Here is a 17357-nt window from a genome sequence, read left to right on the forward strand (position 1 = left end):
CGGGTTCATAAAAAAGAAATTGCTGTAAGACACGCAAACAAACACCAAAATGCCTGCCGCGCGCCTAGATGCTCGCGTCCACTATGTAGTTCTCAAACAACAACCCCGTACCACACACCCCGCACCAGCCCCCCACCCCCACAACAGGAACAGGAAACCACACGCACGAACCATGCAGCCAGGAAACCAGAAACAAACAAACCCGGAACAAACCAGACAACCCTCACAGGCCACCCAACCCCTCCCGGCCCTGTTGCCTCAGGACCCAACAGTGTGCCAAACACGAACACCAACACCCTCCCCGCACCCTTCCAGACCACCCCCCGCAAAACGAGGAACAACCGTACTAAGCACAGAAAAAACACCGGCCGCTATCTGCTGAAATTCCACCCATGAGCACCCACCGCAGAACGAACGCCTGCGCAATGGGCTTTGCTTCCACACACCCCCGAACCATCCATGCAGACAGCACAGGGGCAATAATGGTGCTCCTTAGAAAGGAGGTGATCCAGCCGCACCTTCCGGTACGGCTACCTTGTTACGACTTAGTCCCAATCGCCGGTCCCACCTTCGACAGCTCCCTCCCACAAAGGGGTTAGGCCACCGGCTTCGGGTGTTACCAACTTTCGTGACTTGACGGGCGGTGTGTACAAGGCCCGGGAACGTATTCACCGCAGCGTTGCTGATCTGCGATTACTAGCGACTCCGACTTCATGGGGTCGAGTTGCAGACCCCAATCCGAACTGAGACCGGCTTTTTGGGATTAGCTCCACCTCACAGTATCGCAACCCTTTGTACCGGCCATTGTAGCATGCGTGAAGCCCAAGACATAAGGGGCATGATGATTTGACGTCGTCCCCACCTTCCTCCGAGTTGACCCCGGCAGTCTCCTATGAGTCCCCGCCATCACGCGCTGGCAACATAGAACGAGGGTTGCGCTCGTTGCGGGACTTAACCCAACATCTCACGACACGAGCTGACGACAACCATGCACCACCTGTGAACCAGCCTCAAGAGGGGAACGCATCTCTGCGCTTTACTAGTCCATGTCAAGCCTTGGTAAGGTTCTTCGCGTTGCATCGAATTAATCCGCATGCTCCGCCGCTTGTGCGGGCCCCCGTCAATTCCTTTGAGTTTTAGCCTTGCGGCCGTACTCCCCAGGCGGGGCACTTAATGCGTTAGCTACGGCGCGGAAAACGTGGAATGTCCCCCACACCTAGTGCCCAACGTTTACGGCATGGACTACCAGGGTATCTAATCCTGTTCGCTCCCCATGCTTTCGCTCCTCAGCGTCAGTTAATGCCCAGAGACCTGCCTTCGCCATCGGTGTTCCTCCTGATATCTGCGCATTTCACCGCTACACCAGGAATTCCAGTCTCCCCTACATCACTCTAGTCTGCCCGTACCCACTGCAGAACCGGAGTTGAGCCCCGGTCTTTCACAGCAGACGCGACAAACCGCCTACGAGCTCTTTACGCCCAATAATTCCGGATAACGCTTGCGCCCTACGTATTACCGCGGCTGCTGGCACGTAGTTAGCCGGCGCTTCTTCTGCAGGTACCGTCACTTACGCTTCTTCCCTACTGAAAGAGGTTTACAACCCGAAGGCCGTCATCCCTCACGCGGCGTCGCTGCATCAGGCTTTCGCCCATTGTGCAATATTCCCCACTGCTGCCTCCCGTAGGAGTCTGGGCCGTGTCTCAGTCCCAGTGTGGCCGGTCACCCTCTCAGGCCGGCTACCCGTCGTCGCCTTGGTAGGCCATTACCCCACCAACAAGCTGATAGGCCGCGAGTCCATCCAAAACCGCAAAAGCTTTCCACCACCACCACATGCGCGGAGCGGTCATATCCGGTATTAGACCCAGTTTCCCAGGCTTATCCCAGAGTCAAGGGCAGGTTACTCACGTGTTACTCACCCGTTCGCCACTAATCCCCCCAGCAAGCTGGAGATCATCGTTCGACTTGCATGTGTTAAGCACGCCGCCAGCGTTCATCCTGAGCCAGGATCAAACTCTCCGTTGAAGTAAAACAAAAACAGACACAACCACCACCACCGGAAACAACGGCGACAGGGCTGCACAAAATTTGAAACCAGCTGAAAACCAGACCCCACCCACAAAAACAGACAAGGCCCGGCAAAATCAACCAATTCAATAAAAAATCGGTATCAACAAACTTGGCACACTATTGAGTTCTCAAACAACAGACACACCCGACACCACCCAAACCACACGGTCCAAGATCGCTCCGGAGCAACTTCCCAAACTTACCAGACCCGCCCGCCCCGCGCAACTCCCGAACCCGGGAACCACACCAGACAAAACACCATCCAGGACCCCCCAAAACCACACCGGAACACAAAAAACGAACCAGAAAATGATTTCCATTTGGAAGGGAGTCGGTCGCAAACATTCCGCACCAGCGGCGGCGACTCGAATAACTTTACACACCCCAACCACCCCACGCAAATTCACCCCTCAAGCGACGAACAACCCCGGCAATCCGGGGCAATATGGGCGGTTCCTCGTAAAAAGAAGCCCTCGGCGTCGTGAATTGGCGTTGTGTGCTGCACCACTTGAACCGAATTGACGGTTAAATGCAAGAAGGGCCGGCAACCAAATGGTTACCGACCCTTCTAGTGCTTCTGGATTACCAGGAAGACTTGGTGATGCCCGGGAGCTCACCACGGTGAGCCATGTCGCGGAAGCGAACACGGGAGATACCGAACTTCTGGAAGGTACCGCGCGGGCGGCCGTCGATGATGTCGCGGTTACGCAGACGGATCGGGGACGCGTTGCGGGGCAGCTTCTGCAAGCCGAGGCGAGCCTCTTCGCGTGCTTCGTCAGTCGCGTTTGCATCAACCAGGGTCTTCTTCAGTTCGAGACGCTTGGCAGCGTAACGCTCAACGATGACCTTGCGCTGCTCGTTGCGAGCAATCTTGGACTTCTTTGCCATGTTTAGCGCTCCTCTCGGAATTCGACGTGCTGGCGGATCTTGGGGTCGTACTTCTTCAGGACCAGACGGTCCGGGTCGTTACGACGGTTCTTGCGGGTTACGTAGGTGTAACCCGTTCCCGCAGTCGACTTCAGCTTGATGATCGGACGTACGTCCTTGTCCTTTGCCACTAGAGCTTCACCCCACGAGCCAGAACTTCGGCGACGACTACGTCGATGCCGCGAACGTCGATGGTCTTGATGCCCTTGGCCGACAGGGTCAGCGTGACATTACGGCGCAGGGACGGAACCCAGTAGCGCTTCTTCTGGATGTTGGGATCGAACCGACGCTTGTTGCGGCGGTGCGAGTGCGAAATGCTGTGTCCAAAGCCCGGCTCGGCTCCGGTCACCTGGCAGTTTGCTGCCATGACGACTCTCCTAAAGATTAAAATGAAACGGTCAGCAGAGTTCCTGCTTGCCGTGCGACAGGCGACGTCCGCAACCAATCCACACCATTTTCGGTAGTTTCCGCAGGGCTGGATCACTCGACTGAAATCAGCCAATGATCACCGCTGCGGCGAAGGTAGTGGGTCCGGACAAGAGGCCGGATACTGGGCGAATACTGGAATGCACGCAACTTGAGCCCCTAACTACCGGCCCGCGGATTTCCCGTTGTTGCCAACAGTCACCACCAACCGGAGCAATTGCACACGCTCCGCGCCACCTAGCGCCTAATAAGTCTAGGGGCTGGGGCAAATTATCGCCAATCGGGTGTATAAGAACCTAAGCACTACGCGCTTCGAATCATAAGCTCGGGATAGGCCCCTCACAGCAGAACGAAAGGTTGAGGGTTCAATCTTGAGTCATGAACTCACAACTCCTCGCCTCCCCGGGCCAACGTGCAGGGACCCCGCCATCCCCTCACCGAGGGGACCCCCGGCACAACCCCACCAAAGGAAAGTTCGCCGCGCAGCATCGCCGACGCATGTTCCGAGCGGACCTGCTCACGGTCGCGCTATGGGCATCCCTCGCGGCGGCGCTGGCTTTGTGGCTCGCCGACGGCGGTGTGTCGTCCGTCGGGAACGCCACCCAAGCGGTGACCGCCGTCGGGATCCTCGCGGGGCTTGCCGGCATGGATCTCGTCATCCTGATGCTTTTGCTCGCGGCGCGTTTGCCTTTCGTTGACGGTGCCGTCGGGCATGACAGGGCGCTGGAATTCCATCGCAAACTAGGCAAACCGGCGCTCTACCTCTTATTGGCGCACGGACTTCTTCTGGCTACCGGCTACGGCATGGCCGAAGGGCTGAATCCCGTCAGCGAGGCCGTCGCGCTCTGGGTATTGGTACCCGATATGTGGCTGGCCTTCGTCTCCATGGCGTTGTTCATTGCCGTCGTGGTCACCTCGCTGGTGGCCGTACGACGCCGTTTTGCCTACGAATTCTGGTACTTCGTTCATCTGCTCACGTACCTGGCGGTTGCAACCGCTTTGCCCCACCAGTTCAGCGTGGGCGGTCTGTTCGCTGAAGGCACCTGGCAGCGCTGGTACTGGCTGCTGCTGTGCATAGGAACGGGGTCGGCGTTGGCCTGGTACCGCATTGCGAAGCCGGTGATAGCCACCTACCGGCACCAGCTGACTGTGCGACGTGTGGTGCGAGTGTCCCCTGACGTCGTGAGTATCGAAATGACCGGGTTGCGATTGAATGAATTGTCCGGCAACGGCGGCCGGTTCTTCGTCTGGCGCTTCCTCGCCCCAGGCATGTGGTGGCAGGCGCATCCGTTCAGTTTGTCGGCAGAACCGCAGACGGGGAAATCATCGCGACAGCCCACCTTGCGGATCACCGTCCGGAATCTCGGCGCGGGTTCGGCCCGCCTTGCCTCGCTCAAGCCGGGGACGAAAGTAGCTATCGAAGGACCATACGGGGTCTTCAGCACGGCGGCCCGGAGCCGGGACCGGGTTGTGATGATCGGGGCGGGAATCGGGATCACTCCGCTCCGGGCACTCCTGGAATCCACCCCCTTCGCGCCAGGCCAGGCGACGGTCCTGCTACGCGGCAGCAGCCCGGAGGAACTGTTCCTCGGCCAGGAAATCCTGGAATTGTGCCGGAAGCGTGGTGCCACCCTCTTCCACTTGACAGGTCCACGGGCCGCACATGGCCGCAACACATGGCTACCGGCCTCCGCGGACTCCTCACGGCTGCGGGACTTTGTGCCGGACATAGCAGATGCTGATGTTTATGTTTGCGGTCCGACCGCATGGGCAGGGCAGGTACTGGCCGAGGCGAGAAGCTCCGGCGTGCGGGAAGAACAGCTCCACTACGAAAGGTTCGACTGGTGAGACTCAGGGCAGGAATATCAGCGGCGTTTGCTTCGGCGGCGATCCTTCTCGCCGGTTGGCAGGCAGGCGCGCACGTGGCGACCTCCAACGCGTCTGCGGTCACTACCTCCTCAGCAGGAACCGCAGGCGGGACGGGCTCGACGGCGGCCACGGGCTCGACGGCGGCCGGAACCACCGGGAGCAGCGCTCCCGGATCGTCCTCGGGCACCGGAACCAGCTCGAACTCCAGCTCCAGCCTGGGAGCCTCAGCCAAGGCGAGCGGCACCTATGCCGGCGAAGCTGTGCAGACGCGCTTCGGAACAGTCCAGGTCCAAGTGACCGTCAAGGCCGGAGCGATCACCGACATCACGGCCCTGCACCTGACCGACCAGGAACAACGATCGGTTCAGATCAGCGCCAGGGCAGCACCGCTGCTCCGTTCCGAGGTCCTGAGTGCACAATCGGCGAACGTTCAGACCATTGGCGGCGCCACCATTACCAGCGATGCGTATCTGACGTCTCTCCAGGCAGCCCTCGATGCAGCCCATTTCTAGGCCCAGCGAGCCTGCTCGGGACAGTACGGAACCGCGTCTTCGCGCCCGCACGTTCACCAGCATGGGCACAGTGGTGAGCCTCGCCGTCCCGGCCCCTCCAGAGGCGGCAGCCCAACCCGTGGGGGATGAGCTCGAGGCGGCCACCGCCGTCGTCGAGCGCTTGTTCAACGGGCTGGACCGGACGTTCAGTCTGTACCGGCCCGATTCGGAGGCGAGTGCGATGGCCCGGGGCGAGCTGGCCCTGGCGGATGCTTCGGCGGACATGCGCCGGTTGTATGTCGAGGCCTCCGAGTGGCGAACCCTGACGGAGGGGGCGTTCACGGCCGAGCGGCCGGACGGCGTCGTGGACTTGGCGGGGATCGTCAAGGCGCATGCGATTCGGGAAGCCGGAACGTCGCTTCTCGCGCTGGGGTTGCAGGACTGGTGCCTCAATGCGGGCGGGGATGTGCTGGTGCACGGATCGCCGATCCCGGGGGGCACGCGTTCGTGGTTGGCGGGGATCGTTGACCCCGATGATCGGACGTCGCTCCTGACCGCGTTTCCGCTCGGTAACCCAGGCAAAAGGGCCCTAGCGACCTCCGGAACGAGCGAACGCGGCCACCACATCTGGACCGTAGGACTGCAAAGCGAGCTGACGGCCGGATACCGGCAGGTATCGGTTGCCGCCGCCGACATCATCACGGCCGATGTCCTGGCCACCGCCATCATGGCCGGCGGCGCCCGGACCCTCACGTTGGCTACGGCTCGCTGGGACGTGGACGTGCTCGTAGTGAAGAACGACGGCGGTCTGCTCGCCACGCCCGGGTTCAGGCGCCCCCCTGCGCAGTCCGGTTAGGGGCGGGTGAGCTGCGGATACTTCGGGCTGAGCCCGTCGCCGGACGACTTTCCCGTAACCCGGCGGATGACCCAGGGGGCGGCATGTTCGCGGGCCCAGCGCGCGTTGGCCTTCAAGGCTTCCACCCGGGCAAGCTGGGGTTGCGGCACGGGCGGCGGCGCGTCGAGGGAACCTTCGTGCTCGAGGACGGCCAGGACCCGGTTGGCCATGTTGATATGACCAGCAGTGGACATGTGCATACGGTCCTGGCCCCACATGTGCCAGTCGTGGTATTCGCTGAATCGCCAATAGTCCACCAGGAGCGCGCCGTGGTTTTCGGCGATTTCCCGCACCAACTCGTTATAGATGGCGGTGCGTCCGCGCATGGTGCCGAACACCTTGGAACTGCGGGCATCGAAACCCGTGAAAAGGAGCAACGTAGCGCCCGTGGCGCTGAGCTTCTCGATGCCGGCTGCGTAGTCTTCCATGAGCCTGTCGATGTCGACTTTGGGTCGGAAGATGTCGTTCGCGCCCGCATAAAGGGTCACCAGCGTCGGTTGGAGTGCGACGGCGGCATCCACCTGCTCTGCCATGACTTGCCGGAGCTTCTTGCCGCGGATGGCCAGATTGGCGTAGCCGAAATTGTCATTGCTTCGGGCCAGCTGATGGGCAACGAGGTCCGCCCATCCCCTGACTCCGTTAGGGCGCGAGGGGTCGGCGTCCCCCAGTCCTTCGGTAAACGAGTCTCCCAATGCCACATACCGGGCAGAAAAATCCATGGCGCCAGTCTTTCATCACTGGGGTGCAGGCGTCACGCCCGCACCCCAGTGTTCGCGACTCAGTGTTCGCGCAGGATCCAGTGGTCGTCGTCCAAGCGCGCCACGATCTTCTCGCCGATCCGCGCGAGGTCCGCAACGTCGTCGTCGGTCATGGCATCCAACATCAAGGTGCGGACGGCATCCACGTGCCCCGGAGCGAGGGACACGATGGTGTCCAAGCCGGCGTCGGTCAGGTGCGCAACGGTGACGCGGGCATCGCCTGGGTGCGCCTCTCGCTCAACCCAGCCGCGCCTCTGCAGCTTGGTGACAACGTGCGACAACCTCGACAAGGAAGCGCTCGTGCGGGCGGCAAGCTCACTCATCGGCAGGAAACGACCATCCGCTTCGGACAGCATGGCGAGCACGTTGTAGTCGAACAGGGACAGTTTCCCGGCCGCTTGCAACTGGGTGTCGAGGGCGGCGGGTAGGAGGGTGTTGATGCTCAAGAGGGCCAGCCAGGCACGGCGTTCGTCGGCATTGAGCCAGCGCGGTTCGGTCATGGATTCATCTTAGAAGGAAATTAGTACTTGACAGTTCAACTTAGGGTCATTATTGTTTTAGTTGAAGCTTCAAGTAAATACATGCGGAGCAATCCGCGGAACAAAGAGCACCCGAGCAAAGGAAACAACAATGGCTGACATCACCATCATCGGTACCGGCAACATGGCCTCCGGCATTGCGGCCCGCGCCGCTACCGCTGGCAAGAGCGTTCAGATCCTTAGCCGCAACGCCGACTCCGCTGCTGCACTTGCGGACAAGGTCAACGGGACCTCCGGAACCACCGGATCCCCCGTCGAAGGCAGCATCGTGGTGCTCGCAACTCCATTCGATGCCTCCAAGGAAGTGCTTTCTTCCTATGGCTCCGCGCTCAACGGCAAGACGATCGTGGACATCTCCAACCCCGTGAACTTCGAGACCTTCGATTCGCTCACCGTCCCCGCCGGAACCTCGGCAGCTGAAGAACTCCAGGCCCTGGTCCCCGGCGCCTCGGTAGTGAAGGCATTCAACACCGTCTTCGCAGCCACTCTCGCCGACGGTGAGGTAGCCGGACAGACCCTGGACGTACTGGTGGCGGGCGACGATGCCGAGGCGACTGCCGCCGTCGTCGACTTCGTCAAGGGTGCCGGGCTGCGCCCCGTGAACGTCGGGCCGCTGCGCCGCTCACGTGAACTCGAAGCGTTCCAGCTGCTCGTCATGACCCTGCAGATCAGCGAAGCCCACCCCGACTACAACTGGAACTCAGCCGTCAAACTCCTGCCGTAAAGCATTGCGGTTACGGAGGGTGGCCCTTTTGGCCGCCCTCCGGGCTGTAGGCTGGCGGCATGTTCGTCGTTTCGCTGACATACAAAGTTCCCGAGGAGATCGTCGATTTCCACCGCCCCGCGCATATGGATTGGGTCAAGGACGCGTTCGACGCCGGCACTTTCCTTGCGTCCGGACGTCGCGTTCCGGCCATCGGAGGGGTGCTTTTGTCCAACGTTGACCGTGCAACCCTGGATGCTTCCCTGGCAACGGATCCGTTCTTCGTCAACGGGGTGGCAGACTTCGAGATCATCGAATTCACAGTGACCACGGCGTCCAAAGGGTACGAAAACCTGCTGGACTGACCGGTTGCGCGTCCGGGGCGTCACGCAGAGCATACTTTTAGCCCCTCGCCTGGGCGAGAACCCCGGAAATTCGCGGCTTCGATGCCCGCCCGCCGCCAAAAAGTTGTTAGGCGTGACGCTGGCTCAGGTTCTCAAAGCCGGGCCGGTTCACGGGACGTGCCCAAGCGCTCCGGCAATACAACCGGCATAAGGTCCGGCCAGCGGGCGCTCAAGTGGTCTCCGCTCGAAACTCCCCTGAGACGACGCGAAAGCCACGGCGCCACATCGCGACTGAACCACGCGGCGTCGTCGGCCAGAATCTCCGCACGGCTCCGTGGCGGCAAAGGCCCCAGCACAGGGGAACCCAACGAGTGCGCGGCGCCCAACACTTCCAAGACCCTCTTCGCCATATATTCGTGCCCGACGCCGGACATGTGCAGCCGGTCCGGCGCCCACATGCGGCGGTCCTGGTACTTTTCGAAGCACCAGTGGTCCACCAGAAGCGTTCGGTACGCCGCAGAAATCCGCCGGATGTGCTTGTTGAAAACGGCTGTGCGTAGCTTGAGGGGTTCCAACACTGGCGAGAGCGGAACGTTGTACTCGGTGAACAGCAGGATCTGGGCACCTCTTTGCGCAATCCGGGCAACGGCCTCCTCGAATCCGGCAACCAAGGTGCGCATGTCCAGCCGTGCGCCGAGGAGATCGTTGCCGCCGGCGTGGAAACTGACAAGCGTGGGAGCCATCGCGAGCGCGGGCACAAGCTGTTCAGCCACGATCTGCTTGAGCCGACGGCCCCGGAGGGCCAAGTTGGCGTAGCGGGTGTGTCCCTCATGCCGGGCCAGTTCCTCGGCGACACGATCTGCCCAACCGCGGCAATCGTTGGGAAGGCGAAGGTCCCGGTCACCGACGCCTTCCGTAAAGGAATCCCCGACGGCGACGAATCGCAGCGGCGTGTGCGTGGTCATGGTTGTGTCCCCCCGTTGGTTCTAGCGTTGCTTTCGGCCGAGTTGGCGTCGCCGGATGCGGTCGAACCAGCCGCGGCGGCTTGGCGCTCCGCGAGCTTACGCAAACCGGCCTTCCGCGGAACCTTCACTGGCTCCGGCCAGCGTGGGCGCAACGTGTCCCCCAGCGTGACGCCGCGGAGCTTCCGGCCGAACAGCGGCAGGACCCAATCGCTCACCCAGCGCCGCTGGCGACGTTCCCAATCACGCAGTTTGAGCCGTTGCGGCGGTTCCCAATCCTTCGGCGAGAACTTGTGCGGTACGCCGAGGTGGTCCAAGACCTGCGCCGCCATGTATTTGTGTCCGGCTTTGGACATATGGAGACGGTCAGAGGCCCACATCCGTCGGTCGTGGTAGGCGTCAAGGCACCAATAATCCACCAGCACGGCCCCGTACTTTGCGGCCAGTTCGCGGACGCGCTCGTTGTAGAGCGTGTTGCGCTTCTTGAAGGGTTCCAGCACGGCCGACACCTTGACGTCGTACCCGGTGAACAAGACCAACGTGGCTCCCGTGGCCGCAAGACGTGCCACGAGTCTTTCGTATTCGGCCATGAGTTGGTCCATGTCCGTACCGAAGTCCAGGATGTCGTTGCCGCCGGCATAAAGCGTGATGAGCGTGGGATCCATCGCAACGGCCCGGTCCATCTGCTCCTCAACGACATGACGGAGACGCTTGCTTCGGACAGCAAGATTGGCATATTCCCAGCCAGGTTCGGCCTTGGCCAGTTTCTCCGCGACGCGGTCGGCCCAGCCCCGGACGCCGTTCGGCAACATCTCGTTCCGGTCCCCCACACCTTCAGTGAAGGAATCGCCCAAGGCAACAAACCGCCGTCGTCCGTTCTGGTCAGCATGCCGCACGTTCCCAGCCACGACGCCAGCGTAGCCCCGCCCGGTTGCCCGCGGGCAAAGCCCAGGTTAATTCGACGCTCACTCACGTATGCCGCCGTTTCGCGAGATGCTCACTCACTAGAGGTGAGCGAGCGCCGCGGGTTTTGCCGCCATACGTGAGCGCGTCGGGGAAGGCTGGCTAGAGTTCGGCTTTCCCCTTGCGCCAGTACCCCATGAACGCCACTTGCTTACGGTCGATCCCCACGTCCCGGACGAGGTACCGCCGGAGCTCCTTGACCACCCCGGCCTCGCCCGCGATCCAGGCGTAGAACGGCAACGCACCGGCGGGAAGGCCCGGATTCCGGCTCGCTTGGATGGCGGCTGTGTCCATGCGCAGCGGGGTATCCCACAGGATGTCTTGGTCGATGTTGACGTCTTCCGGTTCGGGACCGGCGGGCCCGTCGAGCGAGATGATGCCTACCCAGCCGGGGACGGGAACAGCTCCCCGGACGGCTTCCCGCAGCAGCTCGCCACGAGGCCTGGAGCTGCCGGCGAGCGCGCCGCGCGCGAGCCAGGTGATTTCGACGTCGGCGTCTGTGGCGAGGTCTTGGAAATCGGCCGCCTCAGGCACTTCGAGGAAGGCATGCCCGTTTACGTCTTCCGGCAATGATTCCAGGATGGCGCTGATGGCCGGCACGGCAGTCTCGTCTCCGGCAAGGAGAACGCGCCGTGCCAAGCCGGGACGCCATTCGATACCGGAGTATGTTTCCGCTGTGATGCAGTGTGCCGCCCGATTGTTGGGGCCGATGATGGTGATGGCATCCCCCGGTTTCGCTGCGCGCGCCCAGTAGGCCGCCGGCCCGCACGTCTGGCGAGGCCCGCACGTCTGGCGAAGGGCGCCGTCGTCGTCGAAGTGCATCACGAAGTCGACGTCGATCTCCGGGTAGACTGCGTCGAGCCTCTCGTTCCGCACAGTGTAGGTGCGCATCGAACCACGCACCGCGGGATCCATGTCTAGCCACTCCTTGTACCAGCCGGCATCGCTCGTGTTGAAGGCGGGGAGCGGCAGCGGGTGGCCGACGGCGTCGAGCGAGGGAATCATGAGCTTGATCCGCAGGTCAAGGGAGTCCCCGGAAACACCGAAACCGCGAAGGCAGTATCCGCCGAAAGTGATGCGGCGAAAATTGGGGCCGATATCCTCCACAGCCGTGACTGTGACGTCGAAGGCCAGGGTCATCGGCTCCGTGGCTGTATTCCGCACAGCGGTTCCTGTGTCTGCGCTCATGAGGCGAACTCCAATTCGAGAGGGGTTGTGGGTGTGGCTGTATGGTGGCGGCCAATCGGGAGGATGAGCGGGGTTCCGGACAGCGGATCGGGAACCACCCGGGATTCCAGTCCGAAAACGTTGCGAACCAGGTCTTCGGTGAGCACATCAGCAGCGGACCCCTCGGCAACGATCTCACCTGCCTTCATGGCGATGACGTGGTTCGCGTATCGCGCCGCCAGATTGAGGTCGTGCAGCACAATGGCCACCGTGGTTCCGCGGTTGCGGTTGAGGTCGGTTACCAAATCCAGAACCTCTACCTGGTGTGCCAGGTCAAGATAGGTGGTGGGCTCGTCGAGGAGCAGGACCTCCGTTTCCTGCGCAAGGGCCATGGCGATCCACGCCCGTTGGCGTTGGCCGCCGGACAGTTCGTCGACGTTGCGCTCAGCCAACTCCACCGTCGCAGTGCTTTCGAGCGCGCGTTCGACGGCGAGATCATGCACCGACAGGTCGCCCGTCCCCCAGCTACGGAAAAATCCTTGGTGCGGATAACGCCCGCGGCCCACAAGTTCGCGGACAGTGATGCCATCCGGGGCAAGGGGATGCTGCGGAAGAAGACCCAAGGTGCGGGCGAGTTCGCGGGCCGGACGGGAGTGGATATCCTTTCCGTCCAAGGTGACGACGCCGCCACTGGGCTTCAGGAGCCTCGACAGCCCCCGGAGCAGCGTGGACTTTCCGCAAGCGTTGGCACCCACGATCATGGTCACCATCCCTTCGGGAATCTCTGTCGAGAGCCCTTCGACCACCCGTCGCTGCCCGTATTGGAGCGTCAAGCCGCGCGCGCTCAGTTGTGCCATATCAGGCTTCCTTTCGATGGGACGTGACCAGCAGCCACAACAGGAATGGAGCACCGAGTGCGCCAGTAATAACGCCGACCGGCAGTACCGTGCCGGCCAGGACAAGGGGCGCCACGTTGTATGCGATGTAGTCGGCCGCCAGGACAATGAGGGCGCCCGTGAACGCCGACGCCGGAAGGCTGGGCCGTCCGATGATCCGGCGCGCGATCGGACCAGCGAGGAAGGCGACGAAGGCAACCGGCCCGGCAGCCGCCGTCGCCACTGCTGCGAGTGCGACGGCGGTGATCACCAGCCCGAAACGCGCAGCGTTCACCCGGATTCCCAGTGCGGCCGCAGCGTCGTCGCCGAGTTCGAGCATGCGCAGTGGTCCGGCGAGGAAGGCCAACGCGGGAATGAGCACCGCGAGCGAGGCGAGAAGGACGCCCACACGCGCCCAATTGGCCGAATTCAAGGAACCGTTGAGCCAAATGAGGGCTTCGGAAGCTGTCCGGATATCCGCCCGGGTCATGAGGAAATTCACCACAGCCCCCAGTGCGGCGGCGATACCAATGCCGGCAAGGATAAGGCGGTTGCCAGCCGCGTTTCCGTGCCGGGTGCCCGAGACGCCCGGACCCCTGTTGTTCGGTCCGCGCGAAATGGCGTAGATGACCAGCGCGACGCCGATTGCGCCGGCCAGGGCGGCAGCGGACACGGCCGCGCCGGAAGCCCCGAACACCACAATGGCCAGGACTGCCGCGGCACTCGCGCCGTAACTGATGCCGATGACGTCCGGGCTCGCGAGCGGGTTGCGAAGCATGGTTTGGAAGAGTCCGCCGGAGAGCCCGAACGCCACGCCGATCAGGATGGCCAGCACCGCTCGGGGAAGTTTATTTTCCATGACGATGAAGCTTGCGCCGGGGATCTTCTCGCCGCCTGTCAGGTAGGCAGTGAGGATCCTGAAAAAGTCGGGAACGGTGACCGTGTAGCTGCCCAGGAGCACGGTCACCGCAAAGAGGACCACGACGCAGGCACCCAAGAGCGCGGTCCGGTTCAGTCGCTTCGAGGTGGCGCGAGTTGGCACGTCATGCCCTCTCAGAGCGTTTTTGGGGGTGTTATCTGCCAGTTGGGACGCATACGTGTTCGGGCTGCTCACAAGGAGGCGCCCTTGCCGCGTCGGACGAGCCACACGAAGACGGGAGCGCCGACGATGGCCGTCATGATGCCCGCCGGGACTTCGCTTGGCAGCAGCACCACCCGGCCAAGCACGTCGGAAGCCAACAGGAGGGCTGGCGCGAGCACCATGGAGAACGGCAGGATCCAGCGGTAGTCCGGCCCCGTAAAGAAACGCACAGCGTGTGGAACCACCAGCCCGACAAAGCCGATGGGACCAGCCAGCGCCGTGGCCGCGCCACACAGGGTCACGATTCCCAGCGAGGTGATGCCCCTCGCCAGCGTCACGTTCCGCCCGAGTCCCCGGGCAATATCGTCGCCGAGGGCGAGACTGTTGAGGACCCGGCCGCTGCCCAGCACGATCGTCGCTCCAAGCAACAGGAACGGCAATCCTGCCAGGATTACGGACCAGTCGCTGCCCGCGATTCCTCCGACCTGCCAGAATCGGAAGCGGTCCAGCGTGTCCTGGCTCGACACCAGAAGGACGTTCATGACGGAATAGAGTCCCGCACTCAGCGCCGCCCCCCCCAAAGCGAGCTTGACCGGCGTCGCACCCTCGCGACCCATGGACGCAATGAGATAGACGACGACGGCGGCTGCGGCGGCGCCGCCGAATGCGAACCAGATGTAGCCACTCGCCCCGGAGATACCAAAGAGGTAGATTCCCGTGACCACGGCCAGTGCAGCTCCTGCGTTGACGCCCATAATGCCGGGGTCTGCCAAGGGGTTGCGGGACACACCCTGCATCGCGGCCCCTGCGAGCCCCAGGGCACCCCCCGCCACCAGCCCGAGCACAGTGCGCGGAATGCGGGTGTGGACCACGGCGTGGTTACCGTCGTCGGGGTTGAACTGCGTGAGGGCTTGCCAGACAGTCGCAATGGACATGTCCCTAGCGCCGATCGCGAGCGAGGCGGCACAGGCAACAGCGAGCACGACGACGGCGACCAACAGCCAGGCGGCACGGTTGCCCGGCATCTTCGCGCGAACTGGCACTTGATGCCCGTTCGATGCGCTTTTAGGGTCATGTGCTGCCAACTCGCGCAAGGTTCCGAGCGTCGTACTTTGTGTCATCTCTGGCGCTTCGCTTACTTGGCGGCCGCGTCGGCACCCTTTGCCAGCTGGGGCAGGAACATGTCCAGTGCCCACGGCAGGCTCAATGGTGAGGACGCGGAAATCGCCAGTGTGAGAGTGTTGTCGGAGTCGGCAACAAGGGCGCCCTTTTTGATGGCAGGGATTTGGCCGAGCAGGGGGTCTGTCTTGATCTGGTCCGTGGTTTTGGAGTCCGGCACCCACGTCACGAAGACGTCCGAGGAGAGCTCGTTGGCCTTTTCAGCGGACCACGGAACGAAGAATTCCTTGGAACCCTTGCTGGCGTCCTCCACCACGGGAGCAAGTTTCATGCCGATTTCGGACAAGAATCGTGGACGGTTGTCGTTCGCGGTGTACACGTTGACACCATCGCCTTTGGCCGGCTCGAGGTTGCCGTAAATGAACGTTTTGCCGGCGAGCTGCGGAAAAGCGGAGACCTTGTTCTTGATGGTGGCCTCTGTGTCCGAGACGAGCTTGACCGCTTCCGAATTCTTGCCGAGGGCCTTGCCGATGATCGTCGTGGCCTCTTGCCAAGGGGTGCCGTACGCGAGTTCGGGTTGCGCCACCACGGGGGCAATTTCGGAGAGCTTCTTGTAGTCGGCTTCGGTGAGGCCTGAGTAGGCGGCAAGGATGACGTCCGGAGCCAACTTGGCGATTTCGGTGAAGTTGATACCGTCGGCCTCGGAGAACTGGGCCGGCGCCTTCGCGGTGCCGAATCCGGCGCCCAGCTTCTCAAGCGCGGCGTCTTTCCAAGGGGTGGAGCCATTGTCGTTGTTGCCCCAGGCGTTTTTCGCAACACCGACGGGTACGACGCCGAGCGCCAGGGCGACATCGTCGTTGACCCACGAGACGGTCACCACGCGCTGGGGCTGTGCCTTGATGGTGGTCTCTCCGAAGACGTTCTTGATGGTGACGGGAAACTGGCCACTAGAGCCTTGAATCGGTGCGGAATTACTGGTGGCCAAACCGGTCGAGCAGCCGGTCAGGGAAAGAGCGACGACGGCCAAGGCGGTGGTCGCTGCTCCTGCGGTCTTCAGCAGGGCACGGCGAGGGTGGAGGGAAGCCACGGGACTCCTTAGGTAAGTGATGCAAACCTAAGTAAGGCTAGCCTACCCTTTGGATAATTACGAAACATTAGCATCACTTAATTGACCTGCATCCCTCGAATCCCGGGCGCTCGCTCACCTATCGGGGCCCAAAGCAGGGCACTCGCTCACCTCTAGTGAGCGAGCATCCCCCCGTAAGTCCCGCATACGTGAGCGAGCATCCGGGTCTGCGGGGGCTTCAATGCATAGGGGTTTTGGACAGGGAGAACGGCATTTGCAAAGATGACAGAGCCGGTTGATGCACCGAACCGTGCCGGACCCGAAAACACGAAGGATCGAGAGGATGAGCATGCGCACTGCACACATTGGCGCTGCCATGGTTGGCGAGGTGGCCGTACTGGCCTGCTTGGCAACTCCTCTTGCGTCGGCCATCCCGTTCAGCGGCCAGGGACTCTAGCCCCACTGCCTATGCGAGACGCGGATCACCAAACGCCAGCGTCCTTTCCCCTTCGCGGGTCCAAACGATTCGAAAGAACTTCGCCATGCGGAAAATCACAGCTCAACAAATCCGTTCATCATTCATCAATGCGAGCCGCTCCGAGGCCGCCAAGCTCAACCTTCCGAAAGACTTTGGTTCCCTCGACTGGGACACCCTCGAATTCCTCGGCTGGCGCGACGAAAAAATGCCGATGCGCGGCTATCTGGTCGTTCCACATGATGGGAACCTCATTGGCATCATGCTCCGCGCTCCCGAGGGAGGGCCGGGCAAGAAACGCTCGGTCCTTTGCGAGCTTTGCCGTGACGTGTTTTCCAAAGACGAGGTCTATCTCTGGGTGGCCAAACGCGCAGGCCAATCGGGTCGCGATGGAAACACAGTGGGCACCTTGATCTGCGCTGACTTTGGATGCTGTACCAACGTCCGCAAGGAGCCACCCGTCAGCGAGATCATTCCGGACCCTGCCGCCGTCGTCGTTCGTCACATAGCGGGACTGCAGTCCCGGACCGCCCAGTTCCTGGACCGGGTCCAAGGCAGGTAGTCAGCCCAGCGACGACGCTCGCTCACGTTTGGCGGCAAAACCCGCGGCGCTCGCTCACCTCTAGTGAG

General features: G+C 62.2%; 18 protein-coding genes and 1 rRNA gene. 6 read left to right on the plus strand and 13 right to left on the minus strand.

Features of this window, described 5'->3' with window-relative positions; genetic code table 11:
- Nucleotides 1-496 precede the first annotated feature (496 nt).
- The 4 genes from A3M3_RS0118945 to rpmB form a co-directional block, all read right to left on the minus strand.
- Nucleotides 497-2022, minus strand: a 16S ribosomal RNA gene (locus A3M3_RS0118945).
- Between the two features lie 627 nt (nt 2023-2649).
- Complete coding sequence (rpsN, locus tag A3M3_RS0118950; RefSeq protein ID WP_028267656.1) at nt 2650-2955, minus strand: 30S ribosomal protein S14; 306 nt, start codon at nt 2953-2955, stop codon at nt 2650-2652.
- A 2-nt stretch (nt 2956-2957) separates the two neighbouring features.
- Nucleotides 2958-3125 carry a 50S ribosomal protein L33 gene (gene rpmG / locus A3M3_RS0118955; protein WP_003798558.1) on the minus strand — a complete coding sequence of 56 codons (168 nt, stop codon included), beginning with the start codon at nt 3123-3125 and terminating at the stop codon, nt 2958-2960.
- Complete coding sequence (rpmB, locus tag A3M3_RS0118960; RefSeq protein WP_028267657.1) at nt 3125-3361, minus strand: 50S ribosomal protein L28; 237 nt, start codon at nt 3359-3361, stop codon at nt 3125-3127. The genes rpmG and rpmB overlap by 1 nt, the downstream gene beginning before the upstream one ends.
- 437 nt (nt 3362-3798) lie before the next feature.
- Here rpmB and A3M3_RS0118965 point away from each other — a divergent pair, with 437 nt between their 5' ends.
- From A3M3_RS0118965 to A3M3_RS0118975, 3 genes are all read left to right on the plus strand, one after another.
- A complete protein-coding gene (locus A3M3_RS0118965) occupies nt 3799-5268 on the plus strand; it encodes a ferredoxin reductase family protein (protein WP_028267658.1) in 1470 nt (489 codons plus the stop codon).
- Entirely contained in the window at nt 5265-5801 is a 537-nt protein-coding gene (locus A3M3_RS0118970) for an FMN-binding protein (RefSeq protein ID WP_028267659.1), read from the plus strand. The genes A3M3_RS0118965 and A3M3_RS0118970 overlap by 4 nt, the downstream gene beginning before the upstream one ends.
- Before the next feature lie 61 nt (nt 5802-5862).
- Nucleotides 5863-6636: an FAD:protein FMN transferase gene (locus tag A3M3_RS0118975; RefSeq protein WP_035743366.1), complete on the plus strand. Its 774-nt coding sequence runs from the start codon at nt 5863-5865 to the stop codon at nt 6634-6636.
- Here the strand turns inward: A3M3_RS0118975 and A3M3_RS0118980 are convergent.
- The gene (locus tag A3M3_RS0118980; RefSeq protein WP_028267661.1) at nt 6633-7394 is read right to left on the minus strand and encodes an SGNH/GDSL hydrolase family protein; all 762 of its coding nucleotides are present in this window, start codon (nt 7392-7394) and stop codon (nt 6633-6635) included. The two genes, A3M3_RS0118975 and A3M3_RS0118980, sit on opposite strands and share 4 nt — an antisense overlap.
- 59 nt (nt 7395-7453) lie before the next feature.
- Nucleotides 7454-7933, minus strand: a complete 480-nt coding sequence (locus A3M3_RS0118985; RefSeq protein ID WP_028267662.1) for a MarR family winged helix-turn-helix transcriptional regulator — start codon at nt 7931-7933, stop codon at nt 7454-7456.
- Between the two features lie 130 nt (nt 7934-8063).
- Between A3M3_RS0118985 and A3M3_RS0118990 the strand changes: the two genes are divergently transcribed.
- Both A3M3_RS0118990 and A3M3_RS0118995 read left to right on the plus strand, forming a co-directional pair.
- Entirely contained in the window at nt 8064-8696 is a 633-nt protein-coding gene (locus A3M3_RS0118990; protein ID WP_028267663.1) for an NADPH-dependent F420 reductase, read from the plus strand.
- 59 nt (nt 8697-8755) lie between these two features.
- On the plus strand, nt 8756-9040 hold the full coding sequence (locus A3M3_RS0118995) for a YciI family protein (protein WP_028267664.1): 285 nt from the start codon (nt 8756-8758) through the stop codon (nt 9038-9040).
- 131 nt (nt 9041-9171) lie between these two features.
- Here the strand turns inward: A3M3_RS0118995 and A3M3_RS0119000 are convergent, their stop codons facing one another.
- The 7 genes from A3M3_RS0119000 to A3M3_RS0119030 form a co-directional block, all read right to left on the minus strand.
- Nucleotides 9172-9984, minus strand: a complete 813-nt coding sequence (locus A3M3_RS0119000; RefSeq protein ID WP_028267665.1) for an SGNH/GDSL hydrolase family protein — start codon at nt 9982-9984, stop codon at nt 9172-9174.
- On the minus strand, nt 9981-10889 hold the full coding sequence (locus A3M3_RS25955; protein ID WP_269317337.1) for an SGNH/GDSL hydrolase family protein: 909 nt from the start codon (nt 10887-10889) through the stop codon (nt 9981-9983). The genes A3M3_RS0119000 and A3M3_RS25955 overlap by 4 nt, the downstream gene beginning before the upstream one ends.
- A gap of 157 nt (nt 10890-11046) precedes the next feature.
- On the minus strand, nt 11047-12132 hold the full coding sequence (locus A3M3_RS0119010) for a siderophore-interacting protein (protein ID WP_028267666.1): 1086 nt from the start codon (nt 12130-12132) through the stop codon (nt 11047-11049).
- On the minus strand, nt 12129-12968 hold the full coding sequence (locus A3M3_RS0119015) for an ABC transporter ATP-binding protein (protein WP_028267667.1): 840 nt from the start codon (nt 12966-12968) through the stop codon (nt 12129-12131). Before A3M3_RS0119015 ends, A3M3_RS0119010 begins: the two co-directional genes overlap by 4 nt.
- Nucleotide 12969: 1 nt before the next feature.
- Nucleotides 12970-14028 carry a FecCD family ABC transporter permease gene (locus A3M3_RS0119020; RefSeq protein WP_231497363.1) on the minus strand — a complete coding sequence of 353 codons (1059 nt, stop codon included), beginning with the start codon at nt 14026-14028 and terminating at the stop codon, nt 12970-12972.
- A 68-nt stretch (nt 14029-14096) separates the two neighbouring features.
- Nucleotides 14097-15092 (minus strand): FecCD family ABC transporter permease, encoded by a 996-nt coding sequence (locus A3M3_RS0119025; RefSeq protein WP_231497386.1) that lies wholly within the window; start codon nt 15090-15092, stop codon nt 14097-14099.
- Nucleotides 15093-15202: 110 nt separating this feature from the next.
- Nucleotides 15203-16273, minus strand: coding sequence for an iron-siderophore ABC transporter substrate-binding protein (locus A3M3_RS0119030; RefSeq protein ID WP_028267670.1), 1071 nt, complete (start codon nt 16271-16273; stop codon nt 15203-15205).
- A gap of 521 nt (nt 16274-16794) precedes the next feature.
- Between A3M3_RS0119030 and A3M3_RS0119040 the strand changes: the two genes are divergently transcribed.
- Nucleotides 16795-17289: an FBP domain-containing protein gene (locus A3M3_RS0119040; protein ID WP_028267671.1), complete on the plus strand. Its 495-nt coding sequence runs from the start codon at nt 16795-16797 to the stop codon at nt 17287-17289.
- Nucleotides 17290-17357 lie beyond the last annotated feature (68 nt).

The sequence above is a fragment of the Arthrobacter sp. MA-N2 genome, from assembly GCF_000517125.1.
Classification (GTDB): domain Bacteria; phylum Actinomycetota; class Actinomycetes; order Actinomycetales; family Micrococcaceae; genus Arthrobacter; species Arthrobacter methylotrophus.